The organism is Psychrobacter immobilis, from assembly GCF_904846235.1.
GTDB classification, from domain to species: Bacteria; Pseudomonadota; Gammaproteobacteria; order Pseudomonadales; family Moraxellaceae; genus Psychrobacter; species Psychrobacter immobilis_C.
The window spans coordinates 184861-210693 of record NZ_CAJGZN010000005.1 but is presented as its reverse complement, the minus strand read 5'-3'; the positions used below and the strand labels follow the sequence as shown (position 1 = coordinate 210693).

The 25833-nt window shown below is 44.2% G+C and carries 20 protein-coding genes; 9 read left to right on the top strand and 11 right to left on the bottom strand.

What is annotated here, in order from left to right:
- Positions 1-193: 193 nt before the first annotated feature.
- Positions 194-607: a YadA family autotransporter adhesin gene (locus JMX07_RS05330; protein ID WP_201606715.1), complete on the top strand. Its 414-nt coding sequence runs from the start codon at positions 194-196 to the stop codon at positions 605-607.
- A gap of 171 nt (positions 608-778) precedes the next feature.
- On the opposite strand, the gene JMX07_RS05325 is transcribed toward JMX07_RS05330, so the two are convergent.
- Entirely contained in the window at positions 779-1957 is a 1179-nt protein-coding gene (locus JMX07_RS05325) for an acyl-CoA dehydrogenase family protein (RefSeq protein WP_102092731.1), read from the bottom strand.
- Between the two features lie 353 nt (positions 1958-2310).
- Positions 2311-2961 carry a maleylacetoacetate isomerase gene (gene maiA, locus JMX07_RS05320; RefSeq protein WP_201606736.1) on the bottom strand — a complete coding sequence of 217 codons (651 nt, stop codon included), beginning with the start codon at positions 2959-2961 and terminating at the stop codon, positions 2311-2313.
- A 176-nt stretch (positions 2962-3137) separates the two neighbouring features.
- On the opposite strand from maiA, the gene JMX07_RS05315 reads away from it, so the two are divergent.
- Positions 3138-3995 (top strand): IclR family transcriptional regulator, encoded by an 858-nt coding sequence (locus JMX07_RS05315; RefSeq protein WP_101204477.1) that lies wholly within the window; start codon positions 3138-3140, stop codon positions 3993-3995.
- Positions 3996-4040: 45 nt separating this feature from the next.
- On the opposite strand, the gene JMX07_RS05310 is transcribed toward JMX07_RS05315, so the two are convergent.
- The 5 genes from JMX07_RS05310 to JMX07_RS05290 form a co-directional block, all read right to left on the bottom strand.
- Positions 4041-5093 (bottom strand): TRAP transporter substrate-binding protein, encoded by a 1053-nt coding sequence (locus JMX07_RS05310; RefSeq protein WP_101204478.1) that lies wholly within the window; start codon positions 5091-5093, stop codon positions 4041-4043.
- A gap of 137 nt (positions 5094-5230) precedes the next feature.
- Positions 5231-5806 carry a VOC family protein gene (locus JMX07_RS05305; RefSeq protein WP_101204479.1) on the bottom strand — a complete coding sequence of 192 codons (576 nt, stop codon included), beginning with the start codon at positions 5804-5806 and terminating at the stop codon, positions 5231-5233.
- A 146-nt stretch (positions 5807-5952) separates the two neighbouring features.
- Positions 5953-7254, bottom strand: a complete 1302-nt coding sequence (gene fahA / locus JMX07_RS05300; protein ID WP_102092728.1) for a fumarylacetoacetase — start codon at positions 7252-7254, stop codon at positions 5953-5955.
- A 296-nt stretch (positions 7255-7550) separates the two neighbouring features.
- Complete coding sequence (locus JMX07_RS05295; protein ID WP_101204481.1) at positions 7551-8747, bottom strand: aromatic amino acid transaminase; 1197 nt, start codon at positions 8745-8747, stop codon at positions 7551-7553.
- A gap of 157 nt (positions 8748-8904) precedes the next feature.
- Entirely contained in the window at positions 8905-9852 is a 948-nt protein-coding gene (locus tag JMX07_RS05290) for a LysR family transcriptional regulator (protein ID WP_101204569.1), read from the bottom strand.
- 178 nt (positions 9853-10030) lie between these two features.
- On the opposite strand from JMX07_RS05290, the gene hppD reads away from it, so the two are divergent.
- The 4 genes from hppD to JMX07_RS05270 all read left to right on the top strand — a co-directional run bounded on the left by hppD (position 10031) and on the right by JMX07_RS05270 (position 14224).
- Positions 10031-11131 (top strand): 4-hydroxyphenylpyruvate dioxygenase, encoded by a 1101-nt coding sequence (gene hppD / locus JMX07_RS05285; RefSeq protein ID WP_101204482.1) that lies wholly within the window; start codon positions 10031-10033, stop codon positions 11129-11131.
- A gap of 131 nt (positions 11132-11262) precedes the next feature.
- Complete coding sequence (gene phhA / locus JMX07_RS05280) at positions 11263-12210, top strand: phenylalanine 4-monooxygenase (protein WP_160021802.1); 948 nt, start codon at positions 11263-11265, stop codon at positions 12208-12210.
- A gap of 162 nt (positions 12211-12372) precedes the next feature.
- Positions 12373-12714 (top strand): 4a-hydroxytetrahydrobiopterin dehydratase, encoded by a 342-nt coding sequence (locus JMX07_RS05275; RefSeq protein ID WP_101204484.1) that lies wholly within the window; start codon positions 12373-12375, stop codon positions 12712-12714.
- A gap of 103 nt (positions 12715-12817) precedes the next feature.
- Positions 12818-14224, top strand: coding sequence for a Na+/H+ antiporter NhaC family protein (locus JMX07_RS05270; protein ID WP_201606714.1), 1407 nt, complete (start codon positions 12818-12820; stop codon positions 14222-14224).
- Between the two features lie 75 nt (positions 14225-14299).
- Here JMX07_RS05270 and JMX07_RS05265 read toward each other — a convergent pair whose 3' ends face one another.
- Together JMX07_RS05265 and JMX07_RS05260 are read right to left on the bottom strand one after the other, a co-directional pair.
- Positions 14300-15046 (bottom strand): siderophore-interacting protein, encoded by a 747-nt coding sequence (locus tag JMX07_RS05265; RefSeq protein ID WP_201606712.1) that lies wholly within the window; start codon positions 15044-15046, stop codon positions 14300-14302.
- 466 nt (positions 15047-15512) lie between these two features.
- Positions 15513-17693, bottom strand: a complete 2181-nt coding sequence (locus JMX07_RS05260; protein ID WP_201606710.1) for a TonB-dependent siderophore receptor — start codon at positions 17691-17693, stop codon at positions 15513-15515.
- A 431-nt stretch (positions 17694-18124) separates the two neighbouring features.
- On the opposite strand from JMX07_RS05260, the gene JMX07_RS05255 reads away from it, so the two are divergent.
- Positions 18125-19627: a PepSY-associated TM helix domain-containing protein gene (locus JMX07_RS05255; protein ID WP_201606708.1), complete on the top strand. Its 1503-nt coding sequence runs from the start codon at positions 18125-18127 to the stop codon at positions 19625-19627.
- 278 nt (positions 19628-19905) lie between these two features.
- On the opposite strand, the gene JMX07_RS05250 is transcribed toward JMX07_RS05255, so the two are convergent.
- Together JMX07_RS05250 and JMX07_RS05245 are read right to left on the bottom strand one after the other, a co-directional pair.
- A complete protein-coding gene (locus JMX07_RS05250) occupies positions 19906-21690 on the bottom strand; it encodes an ATP-binding cassette domain-containing protein (protein ID WP_201606706.1) in 1785 nt (594 codons plus the stop codon).
- Between the two features lie 96 nt (positions 21691-21786).
- Positions 21787-24108, bottom strand: coding sequence for a TonB-dependent receptor (locus JMX07_RS05245; RefSeq protein WP_201606704.1), 2322 nt, complete (start codon positions 24106-24108; stop codon positions 21787-21789).
- Between the two features lie 374 nt (positions 24109-24482).
- Here JMX07_RS05245 and JMX07_RS05240 point away from each other — a divergent pair, with 374 nt between their 5' ends.
- Together JMX07_RS05240 and JMX07_RS05235 are read left to right on the top strand one after the other, a co-directional pair.
- Positions 24483-25085: a cytochrome b/b6 domain-containing protein gene (locus JMX07_RS05240; protein ID WP_201571656.1), complete on the top strand. Its 603-nt coding sequence runs from the start codon at positions 24483-24485 to the stop codon at positions 25083-25085.
- 36 nt (positions 25086-25121) lie between these two features.
- Positions 25122-25793 (top strand): response regulator, encoded by a 672-nt coding sequence (locus JMX07_RS05235; RefSeq protein ID WP_058025431.1) that lies wholly within the window; start codon positions 25122-25124, stop codon positions 25791-25793.
- The last annotated feature ends 40 nt before the right edge of the window (positions 25794-25833 follow it).

Genomic DNA, 25833 nt, shown 5'->3' with positions numbered 1-25833 from the left:
GATAGTCGCCCAACGCTTCTATCAGCATGCGAACGGCGCGTTCTTTAATCTCAGGAGTGTAGGTTTGTTTTTTCATTGTCGTATTCTCTCAGAATGTTGAGTCTCCGACAATCCCGGGGCGGTTCAAAACGGTAATATCAGCGTTGATAGTGTCACAGTTGGGACAACGATTATCAATAGTGAGGGCATCAGTATGCAAGATGGGCCAAGTATGACGTCTCAAGGTCTATATGCTGGTAACCAACGTATGACTGGTGTCGCCGATGGTGTCGAAGCGACAGACGCCGTCAACTATAGTCAGCTTAGCGCGCTTGATAGTCGACTCAATAATAATATGAGCGATCTTGGCTACAAAATCGACGAAGTAGAAGACGATGCAAACGCAGGTATTTCAGCCGCGATGGCAATGTCGGCAATGCCTCAGGCTTATATCGCAGGTAAGTCACTGATTGGTGGCGGTGTCGGTACCTATAACGGAGAAGGTGCTGTAGCAATTGGTTTCTCTAAATTATCTAACGACGGTCGCTGGGTCATTAAGGTAAATGGTTCGGCAGATACTCAAGGAAACGTAGGCGGCGCAGTGGGTGCAGGTTTCCATTTTGACTAACAAAACCTCTCAATTGTAGCTATCGGTAGACTATAAAAAAGCAAGACATCTAATGTTTTGCTTTTTTACGGCTTAAAGATAAACAATTGATGCAGCAATAATGTCGATGAATCAAAATAAGCGCTTGTAAATTGTGTCTCACAAGCGCTTATTATTTATAATTAAGGGCTTCTATATTCTGAACATTGCACCATTCGGTTTCAGTCCAACATAGGCCATACCTGCTTGATTCATCCAGTGAGGTTGAATAATGCCATGCTGCAAAATCGCATGAATATCTCTATGCGCCCTTTCTATCTTATGCTTTTTATATAGGGAGGCTGTGCCTGCGACTGCGTAAATTTCAGATACCATGTCACGAGCTTCTCTTGCGCCTTCACAAGACGCTGCCCATACATCTGCAAGCTGTATATCAGTAAAGGTGTTCTGCTGCTGTGCCTCTTCCCATAGTACCTCGACACTATGATGCAGTTGGGCGCGTTTTGATGCCAGTATTGTTTTGCTCTTAGCAATGGTAGCTTGTACCGTTGCACGGTCGCGTAGATCTGGACTCTTACCAGGCGTTACTCTCTCAAGGCACATATCAACTAAGTCATCCATAGCGGCTTTTAATACGCCTAGCGCCATAGCTGCACAGCCAGCAGCATTGATACAACCAATAGGCAGTCGACTGTAGGCAGTATCGACAGCCACAGGACTATCAAAGTCAACTGCATAAGCCTCTTTGACAAAAGCGTCTTTAACAACGATATCGTGGCTACCTGTGCCATTTAGGCCGCCCACATCCCACGTATCAATGATTTTTACATCTTTCTTGGGAATAAAAAATAGCTTTAAGTTTGCACCTGGGCCAAGGGTCGTAGGAGAGCCTTCGGAGATAACGAGACAACGGAGCACAAACCAGTCAGCCAATTGGCATCCAGAGACGAGTGTCCATTGTCCTGATACCCTATATCCATTATCTACTGTTTGTGCCACGCCTTCAGGCCGTGCGGAATTGGCATAAATATGAGAGGGGTCGCTATATACTTCTTTCATACTGGACTCGTCCAAAAATCGACCGAATGTACAGGCCAAATGGTTGTTCCAAACGATCCAAGCAACGGAGGCCTCAGCACTGGCCAACGTCTCATAAGTTTTTAGCGTTTCTACTGGATTGCCTGCCCATCCTCCTAACGATTTAGGCAGCCCCATTCTAAATAATGCAAATTCTGAAAGTTTATTGGCCACCACGGGTGCAATTTTTCTAGCGCTTTCTGTTTCATCTCTGAACATGATTGCTGATGCATAAATCTTGTTTGCTGCATCCGATGGTAGGGTGGTTATCTTTGCTGAGGATATATCATTCATATTGTTCAACCTTATTGTGATGAATAAGACAGTACTTTTTTCTATAGCTGATAAAGTACAAATTTGAGAGATGACAAATGCTTATATAAAGAATAACCAACAGCTGCCCACCATACAACCGTTAATATGAATATATTAAAAATTATATTGTAAAAATTGAATAAATAGTAATCAATGAGGCAAAGTTAAGCGATAAAGTTAGAGATTAAGCTGCGAAAATATGAAGGTGTGAAGAATAAAGCTAGACCAAATATTAAGTGTTAATTTTAAGTCACTTAATATTTGGCTGAGAAGATAAATATTCTATAAAGATAGGTATCCTATAAAAACTGTCTTAAATTAGGCTTCACGCTTCACGCTTCACGCTTCGGCGCATCAGGTTGCATCATAGGATCGGCATCTGCAAATGCCTTTAGTGTACGGCAATGAGTATCAATGGCGACGATATTGGGATAAGCGCTCAAATCTACTTTGAAGCGGCTAGCAGAAGAGACTTGCGGAATCAAATAACAATCTGCGAGAGTAGGACTGTCCCCATAGCAGAATTGTCCGCGATTGTTATCCGCCGCCAAACGTGTCTCTAAAGCGGCAAATCCTTCACTGATCCAGCGATTGCACCATGCAATCACATCTTTCTCGTCTACTGACAGCTCATTGCGTAGGTACTGTAAAATGCGGCGATTATTAATTGGGTGGATGTCGCAACCAATCATGGCGCTCAGCGCGCGTACCTGCATACGTCCAGCAGCATCGTTAGGCAATAATGGATGCTCAGGATAGACCTCTTCTAACCACTCCAAGATAGCTGGACTTTGGTATAATAATAAATCGTCAGCTTGTAGGACAGGTACTAATCCTTGCGGGTTAATGGCTTTAAAGGCAGACTCTAACTGTTCATCCTGTGCCAGATTGATCGTGATATCATCGTAATCTAAGCCTTTTAGGTTCATAGCGATACGAGTACGGTAAGACGTGCTACTACGAAAGTAGCCATAAAGTGTCATCATGATTCATGTCCTTATGTAGATGTGTTTTTATAAAGATAAACATTATGAAGTAAGATCTGTATCTCAGTGTTATTTGATCAGGCAAGCCATTATTGAACAAACCCTTATTGAACAAACCACTAACAAGCAAACCATCATTAAAAATAACCAATCACACCAGAATCGAGCAAATCATGCCAGCAGACAAAACCCTTGTAGACAGTTCTATCAGCAGTAAAAACCAAAGTGGGGTTCAGTCGCTTGAGATTGGGCTGTCGATACTCGATGTGCTGATCGACCGCAATGAGCCTATGATGTTAAAAGATATCGCTGAAGCCATGCAAATGCATCCAGCAAAATCCCATCGTTACTTGGTCAGCCTCATCCGCAAAAACTACGCGCGTAAGCTTGATGATGGGCGCTATGGGCTTGGCGATAGAGTCAATGCATTGGCATCACTAGGACATACTGGACTCAACCAAAACAATCTTTTGGCACGTCTCACGCAAGTGGCTGATGAAATCAAAGACACCTTAAATTGCGGTGTGCAAATTGCCAAATGGTTTAGCGAAGGCCCTATTATTATTCAGTCCGTTGAGCCAGACAGTCCGATTAGTATCATTACTCGCATCGGCTCACGTATGCCTCTGACGACATCGGCCACAGGGCAGTTATTTGCCAGTTATCAACCTGATGCCGTCATTCAGCCATTGGTCACAGCTGAATGGCATACGAGTAATACCGCCGCAGATATGGCCGAGAAGTGGCAGCACTTTACCCAGCTACAGGCCAAAATTCGTACTCAAGGCTATGCGACAGTGACGGGCGATATGCTTATGGGGATTAACGCCATTACGATTCCTGTTATATTGCCACAGCTTGCCAATAGTGCTACTAAACCATCCACGAGTAGTGAAAAAACTGATAGTGAAGATTTACCGCTAGAATATGCTATCACTATCATTGGAACAACAGAGCAGTTACCGATGAGCGAGCAACATAACGTGGTTAAGCAAATACTGGCGATAGCACAGCGTTATCAAATTGCCTAGTCAGTATGTGGTGCTATAAGCTAGGGCGTGCCTTCAATTCATCCTTTAAACCATACAGGCGCTACTGGCCGCTTTTGCTTTTTCGTATACGTTATCAGCGTCTAGACCAGTTGCATTTACTTCATCTAGGTAATGCTGAGAGCCCTCCATTAATGGGCCTCTCCAATCTGGGTCGTTGAGTGGATCAGGAATATCAATCATAATATCGCCTTTTTCTTTGGCAGCGGCCATTGCTTTGGCATTGCTGACGTCAAATACTTTAGAGATATGCGCTGCCAGCTCTGCGCCAGAATTATCATCAATCACTTTTTTGAGGTCATCAGGCAAGCTGTTGTATTTCTCTTTGTTCATGCTAATCACAAAGGTGGAATTATAAAAAGGAATGTTGGTGTGCGTATTGATCAGCTCATCAAGGCGAAACGCTTGAATGGGTTGCCAAGTAAAGCTGAGCCCCTCAATGACACCGCGCTGCAGAGAGGTATAGGTATCACTGGCAGGCATGCCAACAGGTGCAGCACCAGTGGCTTCGATAATGTGGCTAGCAACCGCAGAAGGTTGGCGAATACGGAGACCTTTCATATCAGCTGGCGTGCGAATCGGCTTATCAACCGTATGAAGCGCGCCTTGTCCAGTCCCTATCAAAGCGAGCAAATGCGTGTCTTCATACTCATCTTTAATGACACCATCATCATATAGCTTATGAAGTATACAGCTCTGCTGCTGTGCGGTATTTGTGATACCTGGCAACTCTACAATTTGCGTTAAAGGAAAACGTCCTGCTGTATATCCTTGCGCTTGCATACCAATATCCACACTACCTTTCGCCGTAGCGTCATAGGTAGCACCTGGTTTGCTGAGCGTTGCAGAAGGGTAGATCTCAATCTTTAAGCGACCTTTTGAATCTGCTTCAATTTTCTTTGCCCATGGCTCTAACGCTTCGGTATTTATATTGTCAGTGGCAGTCATGAAATGCGAGAACCGCAACGTTGTCACTTTACCTGCATCTGTAGACGCGCCTGCTGCTTGGTCGTTATTGGAGCAGCCAGTTATCGAAATTGAGGCGGCTAAGAGTATTCCTAGAGGGGTTCTTATTTTCATCATAGAATCCTTTCATGATGGTTAGATAGGGTTCGCTATTTATTGATACCTAGGGTATGTCGTCAATTAGCACTTCTATGATTAAAGTGATGATTAACTGATCATGTAAAAAGGTAGTAAACAGAATGACAGGAGAGTTACTCGCCGACAGGAGCAGCCTCGCGTGCTTCAGCCAACTCATCACTATGCAAAAACTGCGTGTGTGCTGGTGCGCGTTTGGTACGAGACCATTCATCTAACATGTCTTGCTTAATGGCATCTGTAATCATCGATACTTTGTCTTCTGAAGTTGGATCGTCATAGGTCAGCTCTAGACGATGACCGTTGGGATCAAAGAAGTAAATCGAGTGGAATATACCGTGATTGGTCACGCCAATGACATCAATGCCTGCATTTTCTAAATGCTCTTTGGCAACAATAAGCTCGTCACGGTCCTTAACCTTTAGCGCCAAATGCTGCACCCAGCTTGGGGTATTAGGATCAAAGCCCATCTCAGGTTGATTGGGTACTTCAAAAAACGCTAAGACATTTCCATTACCAGCGTCCAAAAAGACGTGCATATAAGGGTCAAAGGCTTTGGTCGAAGGCACATGATCTTCTGCGAATGCCAGAATAAAATCCATATTTAGATTCTTTTTATACCATTCGACGGTTTCTTTGGCATCTTTGCAGCGATAAGCCACATGATGGATTTTCTCAATTTGAAAGCTCATATCAAACTCCTTTTGATAAGGCGCGTCACTCATTTGGCTGTATTCACATAACGATGAGTAGGTGAATGCATTTGTCTTCCTATCAGCCTGCATGAGAGTTTTCACGCCTATTTTGCTATTTCTCTATCTATGTTATTTCTTAAATACTATTTATCAAAATCAAAGCTCAGTGCTGGTAATACCTTGCCGCGTACTTCACCAAAGCCAACACGGATGCCGTCTTTTTCGCTATAGCCTTTCATAATGACTGTGTCACCATCTTCGATAAAGCTGCGTGTTTCGCCACCTTCAAGCGTGACTGGTTTGGTAGCATTCCAAGCAATCTCTAGCATCGAGCCATAAGAATCAGGCGTTGGTCCTGAAATCGTGCCTGAACCCATCATGTCACCGACTTCAACTTTGCAGCCAGTGATGGTGTGGTGGGTAAGCTGCTGTGCCATTGACCAATACATGTATTTGAAGTTGGTCTCACAAATGATGGTCGCTGTTTCCGCATTTTTAGGTAGTAATTCAACCGATAGATTGATGTCAAAGCTGTTGTCGCTCGATTTTTCATTTAAATAAGCGAGTGGCTTGGGTTCTTGTGTTGGACAAGCTGTTTTGAACGGAGCCAACGCATCCATGGTGACAATCCAAGGAGAAACCTCGGAGGCAAAGGTCTTAGCATTAAATGGACCTAAAGGCACGTATTCCCATTTTTGGATATCTCGTGCTGACCAGTCATTGAGCAACACCATGCCAAAAATATGATCAGCGGCATCATCTACGGCGATTGGCTGACCGATATGATTGCCTTTACCAACGACAAATGCGGTCTCTAGCTCAAAATCCAAGCGCTTACAGGCAGAGAAGATAGGGCGGTCGTCAGGGCTAGGCTTTAGCTGACCGGATGGACGCACGATATCAGTTCCACTGACGATGACGGTGCTGGCGCGTCCGTTATAGCCGACAGGCATTTCGGTCCAATTAGGTAGCAGGGCGTTGTTTGGATCGCGGAACATGGTGCCGACGTTGGTCGCGTGCTCTTTCGATGAGTAAAAATCGGTAAAGCCCGGTACTTGCACTGGCAAATGCATGGTGACGTCTGCTTGCTTAAACAGGACTTTGTTCTGTAAGTCTGCATTGTCACGTAGGGTGTCATTGTCGCTAGACAGCAGTGTCTGAATCGTCGTACGTGCTTGCGTCCAATTGTCTCGACCAGAATCAATAAAAGCATTTAGAGTGGACTGGTCAAAATACGGACCACCGTTCAAACTTAATAATCCTTCGGCTTCGAGTACAGATAGATCCAGTACATGCTCACCGATGGCAACGCCTGCACGGCGCTTGCTATCACTAGCAGCGTCTTTGGTTTCACTAAAGATGCCATAAGGGAGATTGTGAATAGAAAAGTCAGAGTCAGCAGCGATATCAATAAAAGAGGTGAGGGTGCTGTCAGTCGTTGACATGATTTGCTCCTTGCTAATATAAATTACGAATTACGTTATAATTAATCACTTACGTATAATGTAATTTATTGATATATGGATTGCAAGTTTTTTCTGCAACGTCTTTTGTGAAAAGGCTGCTTTGAAAAGTTGTTGCCGTTGTTTGACTAAAGGGTTTTAGCTAAACGGTTCTGACTAGATGGTTTTGATTAAATGCTAGGCGCAAAAAAAGGCCGCGCAATCGCTCAGCCTTTCTTATCTATGTTTATTTTTTATAAAGTTATATATTGAGTAATATGTTAAGTAACTTGGACTAATTAGTCTTTTAAGACGTCTGCCATGGCATTAGCCACATAGTCGATGTTACTAGTATTTAGGCCAGCCACACACATACGTGAGTTAGATACCATATAGATCCCAAACTCAATCTGTAAACGCTCGACTTGCTCAGGCGTGAGACCAGTAAAGCTAAACATACCATTTTGACGAGTGATGTAATCAAAGTTACGGTTAGGGATTTTAGCTTCTAATACCGATTTTAGCTTTAGGCGCATCGCTTTGATACGGTCGCGCATCGCATAAACTTCGCCAACCCACTGCTCATGTAGTGTTTCATCGTTCATAACGATATCGACCACACGTCCACCATGTGATGGCGGGCTTGAGTAGATACGGCGTACGGTCGCATTTAGCTGACCGAATACGCGCTCGGTTTCGTCTACGGTTGGGCAGACGACTGATAGGCCACCGACACGCTCACCGTATAGCGACAAGTTTTTAGAGAATGAGTTGCTAACAAACAATGGCAAGCCCATCTCAACCGCTTTACGAATAGCGTAAGCGTCGCTGTCCATGTCTTCGCCAAACCCTTGATAAGCGATGTCCATGAATGGAATCAGCTCACGCGCCTTCACGACGTTGAGTACAGTATCCCATTGCGCTTGAGTCAAATCCATACCGGTTGGGTTATGGCAGCATGGGTGTAGCAAAATGACGTCATTTTTGTTTAATGTTTCAAAAAACGCAATCATTTCATCAAATTTGATGCTGCTGTTGGCTTTGTCGTAGTACGGGTATTTACCCACTTCTACATCAGAGCCTTCAAAGATAGCGATATGGTTGCCCCATGTCGGATCGCTCACATAGCATTTGGCTTGTGGGAACCATGTGTGGATAAATTCAGCACCAACTTTCAACGCGCCAGAACCACCGATTGTAGCGATAGTAGCGACCAAGCCGTCCTTTAAAATCTGGGCGTCTTTACCAAATAGTAATTCCTGACAGCCTTTACGGTGACCTGGCAGGCCTGCCATTGGCAGGTATGGACGCGGTGCGATAGGATCAGCAATACGCTCTTCGGCTGTTTTTACACAGTCGAGTACAGGCAATACGCCATTCTCATCATAATAAATACCAATACCTAAATTGACCTTGTTAGGATTGCTATCTGCTGAGTATTTTTCCATAAGACCTAAGATTGGATCACCAGCGTAATAATCGATACGTTCAAACATGCCATTTCCTTATAAAAATATAAATCGAGCAGCCGAAAATCATAGAGCAAATCGCGGCTGAACTCAACACGAGAGTGGGTTATATGAGGCAATTAATAAAATAAATAGCCAAATAGATTGTTTATCCATCTATCAAGCGCATTTGACATGCTATACGTCATTCGCTAGACGATGATTCAGAGTGATGTAGGTCGTTATAATGAGTCGCAAAATAGGTTTGCAAGAACTGCTTAAAAGCAATGGTCGCCGGAGAGAGCGCACGTGAAGCACGTTGATAGATAAAGAATTGCCGCATTTTGACTGGTTGAGTGAGTGGTCGCATCAGCAGACCATTAGCACTGACCCAATCAATAACTTCAGGCATATAGGGCAGACACAGCGTGATACCAAAGCCTTGCCGCGTCATCTCAAGCGCAGTGGACATAAAGTTCACCTTGTAGCGGGCCTGTTGAACGTGAGCGGAGATAGAATCATCGAGCTCTGCGGTTACTTGCTCAAGGAACGGACCTTGTAAGGTAATCAGCGGCGTTTCTAATAAATCTTGCCAAGTAATTTCGTCTCTTTTTGCTAACGGATGGCTGTCTGGCATAACCACACAAAATGGTAGCTGATATAACAAGTCAGCCCTGATATCATCTTCAGTTTCTATAAAACCAAGCTCAGTACCAACGCCTAAATCGACTTCGATATCTTGGATATGCTTAAGCAAATTCTCGGCTGAACAGTCCAATAGCGAGACACCGATATTTGGATATTCTTTGGCAAATTGAGCGATGACAGCAGGTAGGGAAGACGCTGCAAACTGTGATACCGCCAAGCGCACTTGACCTTGGGCCAAGCTGGTCAAGCTACTCGCTTCATTTTCAAACAGCTGCATCTCATTCAAGATACGCCGCGCTTGCGGTAGTAGATGCCGTCCGACTGCTGACAAAGATAACTGGCGAGTGGTGCGATCAAACAACACGATACCTAGGCCAGTCTCTAATTCCTTAATCAATCCACTGACGGCAGATTGGGTCAAATACATCTGTTCGCTGGCACGAGTAAAACTGCCGTTGTCAGCGACTTTGATAAATGCGGTCAATTGGCGAATGCTGATATTCATAAGTAAACCTGATAAATAAATCATAAAAAACAATTAGTCTTATAAATAAAGCTAATCTAATATAAATACAACGTCAACAATAAAGATTGATTATTAATCGTTTTATAGACTTTTACTAATAATCGACTTTTACCACTCATCGATTTTCTATTACCAATTGAAATTAAGGATAATTACAATGGCAGATTTATTTGACAACCCAATGGGACTAAATGGATTTGATTTTGTCGAGTTTGCTTCTCCGCAGCCTGATGCAGTCGACGCATTGTTTAAGCAGCTTGGATTTGCCCACGTGGCCAATCACAGATCAAAAGATGTGGCGCTATATCGCCAAGGTGATATCAACCTTATCTTAAACCGTGAGCCAAAAAGCCAATCCAGTTACTTCGTTGAAGAGCATGGTGCTGGTGCTTGTAGCATGGGCTTTCGGGTAAAAGATGCCAAAAAAGCATATGAGCTTGCGGTGGAAATGGGTGCGCAGCCAGTAGATGTGCCAACTGGGGTGATGGAGCTTAGATTGCCTGCTATCAAAGGCATTGGCGGATCATTAATCTATTTGATTGACCGTTATAAAGACGGCGAATCTATCTATGATGTCGACTTTGAGTTCTTTGCAGATATCGACAGAAACCCTGTCGGCTATGGCTTCAAAGTTATCGACCATCTAACGCACAACGTCTATCGTGGACGCATGGCATACTGGGCAAAATTCTATGAGCGTATCTTTAATTTCCGCGAGATTCGCTACTTTGATATCAAAGGTGAGTACACGGGACTAACCAGTAAAGCCATGACAGCACCGGATGGAAAAATCCGTATTCCACTGAATGAAGAAGCCAAGCAGGGCGGTGGCCAAATCGAAGAGTATCTAATGCACTTCAATGGCGAAGGTATTCAGCATATTGCTTTAGCCAGTGATGACTTGTTTGCCAGTATTGATAAGCTAAAAGCAGCTGGTATTCCGCTGATGACCGCACCAAATGCCGCTTATTATGAAATGCTGAGCGAGCGTTTACCGAACCATGGTGAAAATGTCGCTGACTTGCAAACGCGCGGTATCTTGTTAGACGGTACAACAGAAGGCGGCGCACCGCGTCTATTACTACAGATTTTCTCGGAAACCATCTTAGGTAGCCCAGTGTTCTTTGAGTTTATTCAACGTAAAGGCGATTATGCAGATGGCTTTGGTGAAGGCAACTTTAAAGCGTTGTTTGAATCGATAGAGCGTGACCAAGTACGTCGCGGCACAGTCGGTCAGCCAGAGACTGAAACCCTATAATATTGTCTAATGCTCGGGCCACGTTTAATCAATGGACAAGACAAAAGGAGTTTGTGTTGTCCTTAATAGGAGTATTACCTAAAAGCATACTGCAAAGGTAATGCTCTCATTGCGATAAAAGGAATACAGGCATGGAACGCCTATCACAGATAGATTCTCTTAATACTGCCATCGGTACCAATAGCGTTGCGACTAATAAGCAAAGCGACGATGCGTCCAGTCATTCTAACGCGACAAATAAAAAACAGCCCTATATCTCACACCAGCCAGATAGCAATGGTCATATTCACTATAGTGATGATGAGCATGCGATGTGGCAAGCGCTGCTGGCACGTCAAGCAGAGCAAACGCCTAATCGTGCTTGTACTGCATATCTAGATGGTTTGACTAAGTTAAATTTACCGACGACGCATATCCCGCAGCTGCATGATATCGATGAGGTATTACAAGCGACCACAGGTTGGCAAACGGCTGCTGTGCCTGCATTAATTAGCTTTGGTAAATTTTTCAAACTGCTCGCCAATAAGTCCTTTCCTGTGGCGACGTTTATTCGTCGATTCGATGATATGGACTATATCGAAGAGCCTGATATCTTTCACGAAATCGTTGGGCATTGTCCGCTATTGACCCATCCTGCGTTTGCAGCCTTTAATGAGACGTATGGTAAGCTTGGTCTTAGTGCAACCAAAGAGGAGCGCTGGTTTTTAGCAAGGCTTTATTGGTTTACCATCGAGTTTGGATTAGTAGGCAGCCGCGTGGAAGATCGTAGAATTTATGGCGGCGGTATATTAAGCTCACCTTCTGAAACGATCTACGCACTTGATCGGACGCCGCAAGAGCTTCCAATCGCTCAAAATAAGCCGCAATCTCAACCTCAGTCTCAACCTGAGCACCGAGCGTTTGATTTGCTCGATGTGTTGCGGACGCCTTATCGTATCGATCAGATACAGCCGATCTACTATGTCATCGATGAATTAGATACCTTATTTGATATCGTCAATAGTGACATTATGGGTACGGTCAAAAAAGCTATGTCGCTTGGACTATTTGAGCCGACCTATCCAGAAAAAACTCGTTAAAGACGTCAATTCAAAATTAAACATGAAAACTATCACTTCAGTACGAAGTATTGAGATAGCAATACAGCTATATCAACATCGATGTACGAGTATTAGAAACTAGCTATCAAAACAACCATTAAAAACTGACATCGAAAACAGCCACTATAAAAGGATTTTATTATGACAGCGTTATCACAAAATAGCTGCGAAGCTTGCCGCATTGGCGCACCGAAAGTCGATGAAGCCGAAGCAAAAGAATTATTACCGCAAATTCCTGATTGGTCACTAATTGAGGTGGATGGTATTCAGCAATTGCAGCGTCAGTACAAATTTAAAAACTTCGTCTCAGCAATGGCATTTGCCAATCAACTGGCAGAAATCGCTGAAGCAGAAGGACATCATCCGGGTATATTGGTAGAGTGGGGTAAGGCTACGGTCACTTGGTGGTCGCATAGTATCAAGGGTTTGCATCGCAATGATTTCGTCATGGCAGCTAAGACCGATGACTTACTGAGCAAGTAATAGGTTTCCTCATTAGCAAATCACTTCAATCATACTTTCACAATCAAAATTAAAATAAAACCCAATCTAGTGCCAGTATTTACTGGCATTTTAAGGATGTGTCATGCCACCAAAACCCCTCACATTAATCAGTGCCAAGCTCGCCTTTATTATATCCGCCATCGTCATCGGTATCATGGGCATCACCATGATTGGCTTTGGCTGGGTGCCGCACCTGTCTCTTATATTGGCTATCTGTGTGCTACTGGCTATCGGTATGTATAAAGGACTCAGCTTTGATGACATGCAAGCGCAAATGGCCTCAGGTGTCATGCGTGGTATCGGTGCCATCTACCTATTCTTCTTTATTGGACTGATGGTTGCGGCTTTGATGATGTCGGGTGCGATTCCCACACTGATGTATGTAGGCTTTCAGCTGATCTCACCTGAGTATTACTATATCTCCGCCTTTATCTTGACGTCCATTATTGGTATTGCCTTGGGTAGTAGTTTGACCACTGCTGCCACACTGGGAGTGGCCTTTATTGGCATGAGTAATGCCTTTGATGCCAATGTGGCGATAGCGGCTGGGGCGGTGGTATCAGGTGCGTTCTTTGGCGATAAGATGTCGCCCTTGTCGGATACCTGTACCATTGCGTCCTCGGTGGTGGGTATTGATCTGTTTGAGCACATTCGCAACATGATGTATACGACAGTACCTGCGTGGATACTGACGGTGATCTTGTTCTGGATATTCTCAGGTCAGACCGTCAGTGCTGATCTGAGTCAAGTGACCATACTACAAGGACAGCTAATAGAGAGTGGTCTGGTGCATGGGTATTCGGTATTACCCTTTGTGATATTGGTAGGATTGGCATTGTTTCGGGTCAATGCGATTTATACGATTATCTGTACGATTGCCGCAGCGCTGATCATTACTTATATGCACAGTTCACCCAGCTTTAGTCAATTGGGTGGTTATCTGTTTGCCGGCTACGCCCCTGCTGAGTCGTTAGAGCTGGGTGAGGTGGGTGGTATGCTGTCGCGCGGCGGTGTACAGAGTATGTTCTTTACCCAAGCGATTGTGATACTGGCATTGAGTTTGGGTGGTCTATTAACGGCATTAGGAATACTGCCAGCACTACTGTCTGGTATTAAGGACACCTTGACGACATCAGGACGAGCGATCTTTGCGGCAGCGATGTCGGCACTGAGTATTAATGTGCTGATCGGGGAGCAGTATTTGAGTATTCTATTATCCGGTACGGCGTTTCGATCGACGTTTGAGCGCTTGCATCTACATCCGAAGAATCTGTCGCGAACGATTGAGGATGCAGGAACGGTGATTAATCCATTGGTGCCATGGAGTGTGTGCGGGGTGTTTATCAGTCAGGCGTTAGGGGTGCCGGTATTAGAGTACTTGCCGTATGCGTTTTTCTGTTATTTGTCATTACTATTAACACTGCTGTTCGGCTTTACGGGGCTGACGATTAGCCGAGTGGATAAAGAAGCAAAAGTCGTCGAAGCATAATAGGTGACGATCTATAAAAAGGCGCGGCTTATATAAGCCGCGTCTTTTGCATTTAAATATTCATTAAATAAGCTTTTATTGATCTGCCGTTTGGGCATCCTGACTTTTCACCACTTTATGCTGATCCTCTGTGCTATCGACTTTCCAATAACTAGACACATATAGATGCGTCTTTGGTACGTCGCGCTCAACTTTGAAGTATTGGCGCAATACTCGCATACTATGAAACTCGCAAGCCACCCAAACCGCGGGCTGTCCCTCAAGCCAAGTCAATGATTTGACCGAGTCAAGTAGCGGGCTGCTGTCTGCATTTGGATGAGGGTTGACCACCCATTGAATCTCGACGTTATCTGGTTTTTTGAGTGTTTGCTGGTCTGCCTCAGTCGTCACTTCAAGCACGGCATAGCCGCGAGCATCGGCAGGCAATTGTGCCAGATTGACCGTGATCGCTGGCAATGCTGTCATATCACCGACCAATAAAAACCAATCGGCGTCATTGTTGATGAGTTTTTTTGGGCCAGGGCCGCCCACCAATATCTGATCGCCAGCTTTAGTGTTGCGTGCCCACGTCGATGCAGGGCCTTCAGCTTCATGTAAGGCAAAATCAACATCTATCTCATCATCACGTTGAACGCTGACGGTATAGGTACGTAATAAGGGCCGAGCATCCTCACCTTGAGGAAACATCAGTTTGATATAGGCGCTTTCTTGATCTACGGGGAAATCATTAAGTCCAGCCCCGCCAAGCGTGACGCGGCACATATTTGGGGTGAGGTATTTGCTACCGATCACATCGAGTAATCTAGGGGTAGGTTTTGCCATTTGCTATGTCCTTCTTTTGTAGCATGTAACGATAGTGCGTAAAGCATGGTTTATTGTCGTCTGATAGCTTGTAAGGCTAGCATATTACTTTGATGATCGACTATCTTAAAAATGTATGGGTAAAAATGGTTTTAGAAAGTGGATGATTTTATTAGGGCGTGTTGAACATTCGCAAATAGGCACTGCTGATCGCTAAAATTGTTCCAGACAAGGCACAAAGCGACGATAATGCAGATGCCTTAGCGAGATTTGTAACGCAGTATGGGGCAATTTTAGCATCAGCCCCAACGATAAAAAGCAGGGGACAGGACTCTTTTTTGCCGCTTCATCGTTAAAAATAAGCGCTTAGAATGACTAAACTTATTATTTTTAACATCGAATCGCCTAAAAAATAGTCGCTGTCAGTGCCATGGTCGAATGTTCAATACGCCCTAATAACCGTCTTGCTAAGTTCAAAAAATCAGGTTTAAAAACTGGCTTTTAGGCTGACCGACATTTCACGCTCAGGCCCCATCCAGCAATTGTTAATATCATAACAAGCACCAACATAGGTCTTATCAAACAGATTATTGATACTCGCGCCGACAGCAAGCATTGGGTTGATCTGATAATTACCGCCAATATCGACTAAGGTCACACTTGGTAGCTCATCTGAATTTTGTTTGTCTAACTGCATCCCACCTTCATAGCGAACACCTGCATTGAGAGTGAGTTTGTCTGTCGCATAGTAGTCGGCCCATAGCGTGGCTTTGTGCTTGGCTATTTGGGCAGGAGTATTGCCGATCACTTCAGGATTAATTTCTTCTTCTGTGATCTCAGCGTCGGTGTAGCTATAGCTTGCCGAGAGATCTACCCAATCATTGAGCATACGACTGGCTGAAACTTCAAAGCCTTTTGACTCAATTTCACCAGTTTGTGTTTGATTTGTATAGTTGACGTAATCTGACACCACGACATTTTTTTGGGCAATATCAAATACCGCAAACGTTCCTTTAGTCGCACGGTCTGGAGACAGATATTTGATACCAGCTTCTAATTGATCGGCCGTGGTTGGTTCAAATGCTTCATTGGTAATGAAGTTGCTACCAACAACTGGTTGAAACGACTGTGAGTAGCTCAAAAACGGTGATAGACCATTATCAAAGTTATAAATAGCAGCAAGACGTCCACTGGTTTCTGACGCGTCATTGTTGATCATTTTTTCACTAGGGATTACACCTTTCGATGTATCGGTTCGATCAAGGGTACTTTTGAATTTATCATGTCGTAAGCCTGCCACCACTGTCCAGTCTTGCCACGTCATTTCATCTTGCACATAGAGTCCAAGCTGGCTTTGTTCGATATCATCGTATCGACTAAAGGTATCTAATGGTAGAATATCGGTGCTGATTTGTGAAAAATCTGGATTCGATAAGTCAAGGTTTGGTGTACCATCTGCGCCAGCGTCATAATAAGTTGCCGTGCTGTCTGTCTCTTGATACTCAACACCAAACAATAGGTTATGTGAGGTATTGGCGGTATCAAACTTATAGGCCAGTTGGTTGTCTGTGGTCCAGTTTTTCATGCTTTCATCTGTTGTGTAAGCTATACGGTCTAAAATCGTATCACTACCCTCTACAAATCCTTCATCATTATACATATTACGTTGCTGCGCTTCGGCATCGGTATAGCGCGTGATATGTTTAAAGGTCAGCTGATCATTGATGTCCCAGTTTACGGTCACACTTGGCATAAATACTTCTTTGCTAAATTTATTCCATTCGTCGCCTGCATAAGCATCACTACCCAATTTGCCGTAGCTTGCCTTGTAGACAGTGCCGACAGCAGGCAATGGAGTAGAAGGTACCATCTCGGGATCATCTTGATAAAACAGATTGGCAAGTATTGAGATATCATCAGTTGCTTGCCATTCAAGCGATGGATTAATCAACAATCGCTCTTCTTCTGTGGTTTGCATTTGACCGTCTTTTTGGCGTTTTAGCGCGACTAAGCGATAGTTCAAGGTGTCCGTGATAGGCCCTGTGCTATCGACGGCCACTTCTTTTAGGTTTTGATTACCAAGTCGCAGCTGGATTTCGTTCTCTTGAGTACTCTTAGGGGCTTTGGCGATTTGATTGACCATACCGCCAGGTGCTGCATAACCATACAATGAAGATGCCGAACCTTTCACCACCTCGACCGCTTCAGTTGCATAGATATCTACTTGGGGCATCAGGTTATATGCACCATCATAAGGCAATCTTAGACCGTCATAAAAGTTTGAATAGGTCTTAAATCCGCGAATGTTGTATTCGTCAAAGATAGAGACCGTGCCACGACTCTCAGAGCTTATGCCTGGCTCATAACGCAAAGCAGCGTTGACACTATCTGCTTGGCGCTTTTGTAACAGCTCCTGATCGATGCGGGTATAGCTCATAGGCGCATCTTCAGGGTCTAAGGCAGTTTTGGTACCGGTGCTGCGGTAACCATCTGCATAAACGGTAATTGTATCCAAGGTAGCTGATGGTGTAGCAGCCTCATCGTTTTCAGTATTGTTTGTCGTCTCTACAGCGTAAGCGGCGTGACTCATACCCATGATCAGGCCAATTTGTACTGCTGTGGTGAGATATTTTTTGCGAATAACGTTAGTGGTTAGATGAGACCGCATCAGATTTCCTCTTGGACTAAAATGATTAAATGTTATTTGTGACAGTTAAAGCAAATTTGCAACGACGCTAATAATAACACTAATGATAATTATTATCATTAAAAATTACAAAGAGACAGTTTTGAGAAGTATTTGCACTATTAATAAGAGGCTAAAAACAGAGTATTTCGAATAAAGTCACGCAGACTTGCTGTTTTGTGCGATGTATTTTAAAAGATGGTTTTTGTCAGGTTTTTCTCGTATTATGCAGCAGCATTCTGAATACAATTATTTACAGTAGAATTTTACATCACTGTATCGACGTCACTGTACGGCTTTATTCTAGCTCGCTTCGAGACTCTTTAAAATTGGTCTTGTAAGCAGATATACCATTATTATCGATAGGTTTACGTTGTTCATTGAGCAACCAAAGATTGTTTAAGGTCACATTTATGGACACACCCTCCAACCAATCTACCAATAACCAACGCTATTTTACGGTATGGCGTTGGCATTTTTATGCAGGGATGTTTGTCGCGCCTTTTTTAATTATCCTAGCGTGTAGCGCACTTGGTATGCTGTTTATGTCCAATACCGCAGGCCGTGATAATGACCGTTTAACCGTCGCTATTCCAGAATCGACAGTTCAGGCTCCCGTCGCGACGCAAGCAAAAAACGCGCTAAGCACGCTACCTGACAGTACACTGATAAAATATATCGCTCCTCGTGATACCGATACGGTTGCCTTGTTTCAGATCAAGTCAGCAGATCACGATAATATGGTGGCAGTGAACCCTTACACAGCCGACATCATTGCTAGTCGTCCTGCCAATAGCAATCTGTACTATACCTTTGACAGTATTCATAGTGATTTGCTATTGGGTAAATTTGGTGATTATCTGTTAGAGACGGCTGCTTCATTAATGATTTTACTGATATTGTCGGGCTGGTATCTATGGTGGCAAAAACGCAAATCCATCAAAGCCATGCTTATTACTAATGACACTGCGCCTAATAAGAAAAAACGCTCATTTATTCGTACTATTCATGCCACGCTCGGTAGCTGGATATCTGTGTTACTGCTGTTTTTTTGTATATCAGGAATGGCGTGGGCAGGTGTATGGGGCGAGAGAGTCGTGCAAGCATGGAGTCAGTTTCCTGCAGGGAAATGGGGCGTGGCACCAGTGCCTGTCTCTATCGACCACAGTCAGCATCAGGCTGGTATGGATATGGACAACGCCGATGCTGCGCCCCATGTTCATGGATCGACGCCCGCTGTCGTGCCTACGCATGGCAGTGTCTTGAACTCGGGTACAGCCAAAGAAGTACCTTGGGTGCTTGAGCTGACACCGATGCCCGTATCTGGCACGACCATGGGGAAGGATGGTATTGCGCCTAATATACCCATTATGATTGATACCGTAGATCGATTTGCTCGTGAAATTGGGTTTAACGGGCGTTATCAATTAAATCTGCCCCAAGGCAGTACTGGCGTCTGGACGATTAGCCAAGACTCCATGAGCTACGATATGAAGAGCCCAACGGCTGATCGCACGGTACATATCGACCGCTATTCGGGCAATATCTTGGCGGATATACGCTATGATGATTACAATGCTTTTGGTAAGTTTATGGCGGCAGGTCTCGCACTGCATATGGGCACGCTCGGCTGGTGGAGCTTACTGGCCAATGTGCTGTTTTGTCTATCGGTGATTGCCATGTGTGTGAGTGGCTATGTCATGTGGTGGCAGCGTCGCCCGCGTCATGCCAGTGAAAGCCATGGACTGAACCCACCAGCACGTGGACAGCGTTTTACCGTTTGGTGGCCGCTCGCCATTCCTTTGTTGGCAGTGGCTATCATATTCCCAACCGCCATTATTGCGATTGTAATTATTGCGTTATTGGACTTTTTAGTGATTTCTCGCGTTGGGTTTTTGCAGAGATTATTAAAGTAAATAAATGGTGCAAAAAGTTATTCTTATTTAGGGCATGTCTTCAATTCAATCGATGATCATCTAAATGGGCTAAAAATGGCTAAATTTTGCCAAACCGCGTCAAATAGCTGGTTAATATCTCGATATTATCGACACTATTTTCCTTGTTTGACGGCAATTTATCTCATTTTTATTACCATTTTTAAAATGAAGACACACCCCAATAGAAGCGGGGCATCTTTTACCAAGATTTCCCGCTTCTGTTATTATCCGTGATTGACTTTTTACTAAGTGAACACTTACGCCAACATGGCAATGGCATCTTTACTCGCCCGCTGTCGCTCTTCAGCATTGAGCTCAATGAGGCGGCCTTGTTTCATGAGTAACAGTCGATCTGCATGCTCAAAGTAACCATCATCGTGACTGATAATAAACAGCGTTTTCCCCAGTGCTTTTAACTCAGGGATTAGGGTTTGATAGAACACGCGGCGAAACGCAGGATCTTGGTCCGCGGCCCACTCGTCGAGTAACAAGATGTCTTTTTGTTCAGCGACAGCAATAAGCATGGCCAAGCGTTTGCGTTGTCCCTGCGAGAGCTTGTCGGTAGACAGCTGGTTATCAGCCACACTTATTTTATCTTGCAAGTCCAATTTATGCCGCCACGCATTGACCAGTGCTTCGTCTGGCTGCCGTCCTTGTCTGCCAAGCAATTGCTTAAAAATATGCTGATCGCTAAAAATGGCAGAATACAGCTGTCTATAATCGGCATTATTCTGTGAATCAACGGGCTGTTTGTCGATGGTTACCGCACCTGTGGTAGGGGTGAAAATGCCTGTAATAATCTTGGCAAGTGTCGATTTGCCGCTACCATTCGCCCCGATCAGAAACACCACATCGCCTCGTTGTAGCGTTAGATTAACGTCTTTTAAAATATTACCAGAGTGATCGCTGTCTTTAGCTATTAATGCCTGAGCATCAGTATCATTGCTATTACTGACACTGCTATTACTGGCATTATCACTGGCATTATCACTGGCATTCGAAACACTGTTATTGGAAACATTGTAGCGATAGTTAACATCAGTTAGCGAGATGGTTTGCCAGTGTTGGCTGGTGTTGTCCGTTCTAAATAAAGGTTGGTGCTCAGCCAGTTCTAGCGACTGTATTTTGTCTAGGGCGACTTGAGCCGTCTGTAGTGTTGGATATGCACCGACGGCGTGAAGCAGCGGCGACTGCATAAATAGAATCGTTAAAGAAAAAGTGGTGGCGATGCCCATCGAGATGCCGAGATAATTTGATATGGCAAATATCACCCCAATCGATGCAAACATCATAATATTTGACCAGTTCACCGCTGATAAATGAAAAGTATCAGACTTGGTGACAGTCTTTTCATAGGATTTAGCATGGGCCAAAAAATCATCTGTATACAGTTTTTCTGCTCGGTGTTGGTTAAGTGCCAGCTCTTTACGACCTTCTATAATCGATTGATAATCCTGATATAAGACGTCATTAATCTCTCTCAACTTTGTCAAATGTGTATAGACATGCTTGACCAATAGGGTGCTTATCCAAATCGTCATCGCAATCCAAAACATGACAATCAGCAGTAATGGTAGCGACAGCCAGCCCAGATATAACCCCACACCAACAGAGAGGATAACGCCTTGCACCAACTCCGGCATCCGAACAAAGGCGACGGTAATAGACTGAATATCTGAGGATAGACTGGCAAGTAACCGCGCACTACCCAAATGATCTATCTGAGGAACGGTGGTATCGATGATTTGTTTGACCAGCTTGGTTCTGAGCTCATAGACAAACTTGTGCCCCAAACGGGTGAGTGCATATTGCGATACGAAGGTAGTCACCAGCAACAGCAGCACGAGCAGAGCAAACTGCCCTAAGCTCGACCACGATAAGGTACTGAACACAGGCTGACTGATAAAGGTTTGGTTGATATAAGCAATGATACCCACACTGACGGCAGCATTGACTAAGTTGAGTAAAATGACTTTTAGAAAGGGCAGACGATACTGTGCCCAAATCATATGATGTAGAGAAACGCTGGTATGAGAGGACATAGTAACTCAGTAATAGAATAAATTTTTGATAGCAGAAAAGGGAGTAGGTCGCGCCTAATCCCTTTTATAAAACCTAAGAAAGCCTACTAATAAATCTTAAAAATCGAACGTTGCCGATACTTTTAAGGCCGTTGGTTCACCTGCATTTAGATAGCCTGCATCTGAATAACCGCCTACTGACTGCCAGTAGTCTTCACCTGTGACATTGGTTACCATGCCTTTTAGAGTAACGTCTTGTCCTGCCAACATAGTGCGATAGCGTGCACCAAGGTCTAAGGTAGTATAACCATCAACCTTTAAGGTATTGGCATTATCCGAATAACGAGAGCCTGTGTGGATAATATCACCCGTCAATGTCAGTCCTTCAACGGCGGCTAAATCATACTCTAGGTTGACATTGCTCTGTAAGGTAGGCACACCAATCACTCGATTACCATCTAATGCACTATCACCAGTGTCTTTTTGCTTAGCACTTAAGTAAGTAACACCAGCATTGAGGCGCATGTTTTCACTTGGGCTACCAAAGACAGTCAACTCCACACCTTGATGACGATTTTCTCCAGCAGCAGTAAACGTATTTGAGTTGTTGATATAAGCACGCGGTTCATCAGTTCGGAAGACAGCGAGACTACTGCCAATCATACCATTGTCGTATTTCACACCCAGTTCAGTTTGCTCACTCACGTACGGATCTAGATTTTGACCACCATTAGTGACAGCGTCATTATCGTTAGTTAGAGGCGCTCTTTTTCCTGGTGCTAGACTTTCGATATAATTACCATACACAGACCAGTCCATTGTTGGCTGATAAACAATACCGATACTTGGGGTCCACTCACTCTTATCATAATGAGCCGTTTCTGCCTGCGTGTTGAAATCATAGCTGGTGGTTTTTATATTTTGATGACGCACACCCAAGGTGGTTTTTAGCTTATCGTCGAACAGTGATATGGTGTCTGCTAGCGCAAAGCTTTGGAACTGCTTTTCATTGGTTAATTTGGGGTCGTCTAAATTTCCACCGAAGATTGCTGTGCTTGTAAAAGGGACTTCAGCGTAGTCGGTTGGGTTGTACAAATTGGTTGCGAGTTGGTTACCAAAATCAAAAGCGTAAGCGCCTTTTTCTTCTTGATCATAGAGGTTTGCGGCCAACACTAAGCTATGAGCCACTTCACCGGTTTGTAATTTACCACGTAGACCAAGCTCAGCACTTTGTACTTTATCTTCTCGAGTATTGTCAAAGCGATAAACTGTACCCGCACCATCAACGTTGTTGACAGTTAACGTGGCTAGTGAGTTTTCTTCCTCGCCACTTCGCACACCGTAAGCACCATAAGCGGTGATATTGTCATTAAAGTCATATTCTCCTCGAATCGTACCAAAGACATCCTTTTCATCTGAGTAGGTCCAAGGCTGCGCCCAATTTTTTGAGCCGTCTGGCGCATTTGGTACATTAGACACCCCACCAAGATTGACACTAGGACGAGTCTCTGACAGCTTATTGTCTTGCCAGCCTAAATCTGCTGATAGGCGATACTGATCCCCTCTATAGTCCAAACCAAGGGCAGCCAGACCCAAGGTCGACGACTCATCATCGATAGCACTGTCACCATCTTGATAAGCAGCATTAAAACGAACACCAATAGCATCATCGCTACCAAAGCGATCACTGACATCTACCGCGACCTTACCTTGGTCACCTTGACCATAACCAAGCGTCACTTCACGTAGTGGCTCATTACTAGCACGTTTCGGTAGCAAATTGATTGTACCACCTGCGTTACCGCCACTGGGTGCTGCACCATTTAGCATGGCAGAAGCGCCGCGTTGGACTTCCACCCGTTCAAACAATTCAGTTGCAATGTACTGTCTTGGTAAGATGCCGTATAGACCATTGTACATGGTGTCATCTGATGTGGTGATGAAACCCCGCATAAAGTAGGCTTCTTGGAAGTTACCAAAACCCCTTGCCACGCGGACGGTTGGGTCTTTTTTGAGTAGATCGCCTACACTTTGGGCTTGCTGATTGGTGATATATTCATTGGTGTATGAGGTGGTAGAGAACGGCGTATCCATGATGTCTTGGTTACCCAAGATTCCGACGCGGCTACCGGTCGCAACTTGGCCACCTTCATAAGCATCTGGCAATCCATCCGCTGAAGCATCAGCGCTACTAGTGACGACGATAGTATCAAGTACCACATTAGGAGTGGTTTGAGCATCTACATCATCTGCCTGTGCCCATGCCGATTGACTCGTTGTTAATACGATGACAGAAGTAGATAGACAGGTTGAGCATAGTGTCTTTAAAGAGAGGGATTTAGTCGATACCAATCTAGAAGGTATAGATGCTAATCGTAGAGAAGAACCAGATACATTCGAAAGATTAAATAACGCAGCAGATAAGCGAGACAATTGCATGAATATTTCCAGCATGTAATTTAAATCGTTATTATATTGATAATAATTTTCATTATCAATATTATTACGGAGCTAATGCTAAATATATTTTCAGGTTAAAATTTTAAATGTATTATTTATATTGCCAATAGTGGTCTTGCCTGCTCAATTTCTTGTTTTGAAATGTACTTTTAATTATCTATGAATGTCAGGTAGATTATTCACTACTTTAAAGTTCGAATTCTTAGTTTCCTAAGCTCCTCTTAAGGTTTGTTTGTTGTAATAGCGGTAGAGCAAACGATGTGATGGCGAGTCTACTAGCGGTATCTCGCCTAGATTCGATGTTTAGCAATCATGTCGTCAAAAACAAACGAACCATTAAAGGAGTGACGGTCATGACCCAACATAGCACAAGCAATCCGGCACACGAGCCTGATATGTCTTTATCAAATACTCCTAAAACTCGACAAGTACGAGTTTGGGACATTTTGGTTAGAGTGACTCACTGGGCCGTCGCGGCTGGTATCACTGCCAATTTGCTGTTTACCGAAGAAGGTAGTGAGCTGCATCAATATGTCGGTTATATCGTGGTGGGGCTAGTGGTTATCCGTCTACTTTGGGGCTTTGTGGGGACGCGTTATGCACGTTTCAGTGACTTTTTCCCCACGCCGTCTCGTATTAAGCACCACCTATCTGATTTGAGTATTCGCCACACAGACGAGCAGCATTTGGGTCATAATCCATTGGCTGCCCTGATGATGTTTGCGTTATGGGCGGTGATTATTGGCTTGGGTATTAGTGGCTATCTGATGGAAGCCAACATTTTTGCCAGTAAAGATGTCCTTGAAGAAGTTCATGAGATACTGGCCAATAGTTTATACTTGTTGGTGCCGCTGCATATTATCTCTGCGATTGCCATGAGCTATTGGGAGCGGCAAAACCTGATCAAGTCGATGATAACGGGTAATAAAACGGTGACGCCGCGTCGCCCACAATAAAAAAGACAATAGAGTACATAACGTAATAGGACAATCATGGCACGCATACTATTAATAGAAGATGATAGCAATATCGCTGAAAGTCTCGTTGTTGGACTCAAAAGCCATGGTATGATGGTCGATTGGTTTAGTGATGCCAAGCAAGGTGAGATGGCACTGCAAGAGGGTATGTTTGACGCGGTGCTACTTGATTTGACCTTGCCAAGAGGGGATGGCATGACGGTGCTACAAAATTGGCGCTACAAACAGCTAGATACGCCGGTATTGATCATTACGGCTCGTGACGCGATTGCCAACCGCGTGGCTGGACTCAATGCGGGCGCCGATGATTATCTGGTCAAGCCATTTGCACTAGATGAAGTGGTTGCCCGCCTGCAGGCGTTGATACGGCGCAGTCAAGGACGTAGCCAGCCTGAGATTCGTTATGGTGACGTCGCTTATTGGCCGCACAATCACCGAGTCTCTTATCAAGGCCAAGTCGTTGAGCTCACCATCAAAGAAGTGGCGATACTCGAGCAAATGCTGACCCATCCCAAACAGATTCACAGCCGCGCAAGCTTAGAGGACAAGCTCTATGGCTGGCAACAGGATATTGAGAGCAATGCCATTGAAGTACATATCCATCATTTACGCAAAAAGCTGGGCAATGACTTTATTTTAACCAAACGCGGTATCGGCTACCATCTCAATCCAGCCCATAATCATTAATATGTTTATATTCAATTTGGCTTTCAATATACAAACCATG

Coding starts and splice junctions, on each gene's coding strand:
- JMX07_RS05305 (WP_101204479.1), bottom strand. CDS start 5,806: ATGAGCTTTCAAATTGAGAAAATCCATCATGTGGCTTATCGCTGCAAA.
- JMX07_RS05255 (WP_201606708.1), top strand. CDS start 18,125: ATGGACACACCCTCCAACCAATCTACCAATAACCAACGCTATTTTACG.
- JMX07_RS05240 (WP_201571656.1), top strand. CDS start 24,483: ATGACCCAACATAGCACAAGCAATCCGGCACACGAGCCTGATATGTCT.
- JMX07_RS05235 (WP_058025431.1), top strand. CDS start 25,122: ATGGCACGCATACTATTAATAGAAGATGATAGCAATATCGCTGAAAGT.
- JMX07_RS05270 (WP_201606714.1), top strand. CDS start 12,818: ATGCCACCAAAACCCCTCACATTAATCAGTGCCAAGCTCGCCTTTATT.
- maiA (WP_201606736.1), bottom strand. CDS start 2,961: ATGACACTTTATGGCTACTTTCGTAGTAGCACGTCTTACCGTACTCGT.
- fahA (WP_102092728.1), bottom strand. CDS start 7,254: ATGTCAACGACTGACAGCACCCTCACCTCTTTTATTGATATCGCTGCT.
- JMX07_RS05315 (WP_101204477.1), top strand. CDS start 3,138: ATGCCAGCAGACAAAACCCTTGTAGACAGTTCTATCAGCAGTAAAAAC.
- JMX07_RS05265 (WP_201606712.1), bottom strand. CDS start 15,046: ATGGCAAAACCTACCCCTAGATTACTCGATGTGATCGGTAGCAAATAC.
- JMX07_RS05295 (WP_101204481.1), bottom strand. CDS start 8,747: ATGTTTGAACGTATCGATTATTACGCTGGTGATCCAATCTTAGGTCTT.
- JMX07_RS05325 (WP_102092731.1), bottom strand. CDS start 1,957: ATGAATGATATATCCTCAGCAAAGATAACCACCCTACCATCGGATGCA.
- JMX07_RS05330 (WP_201606715.1), top strand. CDS start 194: ATGCAAGATGGGCCAAGTATGACGTCTCAAGGTCTATATGCTGGTAAC.
- JMX07_RS05275 (WP_101204484.1), top strand. CDS start 12,373: ATGACAGCGTTATCACAAAATAGCTGCGAAGCTTGCCGCATTGGCGCA.
- JMX07_RS05245 (WP_201606704.1), bottom strand. CDS start 24,108: ATGCAATTGTCTCGCTTATCTGCTGCGTTATTTAATCTTTCGAATGTA.
- hppD (WP_101204482.1), top strand. CDS start 10,031: ATGGCAGATTTATTTGACAACCCAATGGGACTAAATGGATTTGATTTT.
- JMX07_RS05310 (WP_101204478.1), bottom strand. CDS start 5,093: ATGAAAATAAGAACCCCTCTAGGAATACTCTTAGCCGCCTCAATTTCG.
- JMX07_RS05260 (WP_201606710.1), bottom strand. CDS start 17,693: ATGCGGTCTCATCTAACCACTAACGTTATTCGCAAAAAATATCTCACC.
- JMX07_RS05290 (WP_101204569.1), bottom strand. CDS start 9,852: ATGAATATCAGCATTCGCCAATTGACCGCATTTATCAAAGTCGCTGAC.
- phhA (WP_160021802.1), top strand. CDS start 11,263: ATGGAACGCCTATCACAGATAGATTCTCTTAATACTGCCATCGGTACC.
- JMX07_RS05250 (WP_201606706.1), bottom strand. CDS start 21,690: ATGTCCTCTCATACCAGCGTTTCTCTACATCATATGATTTGGGCACAG.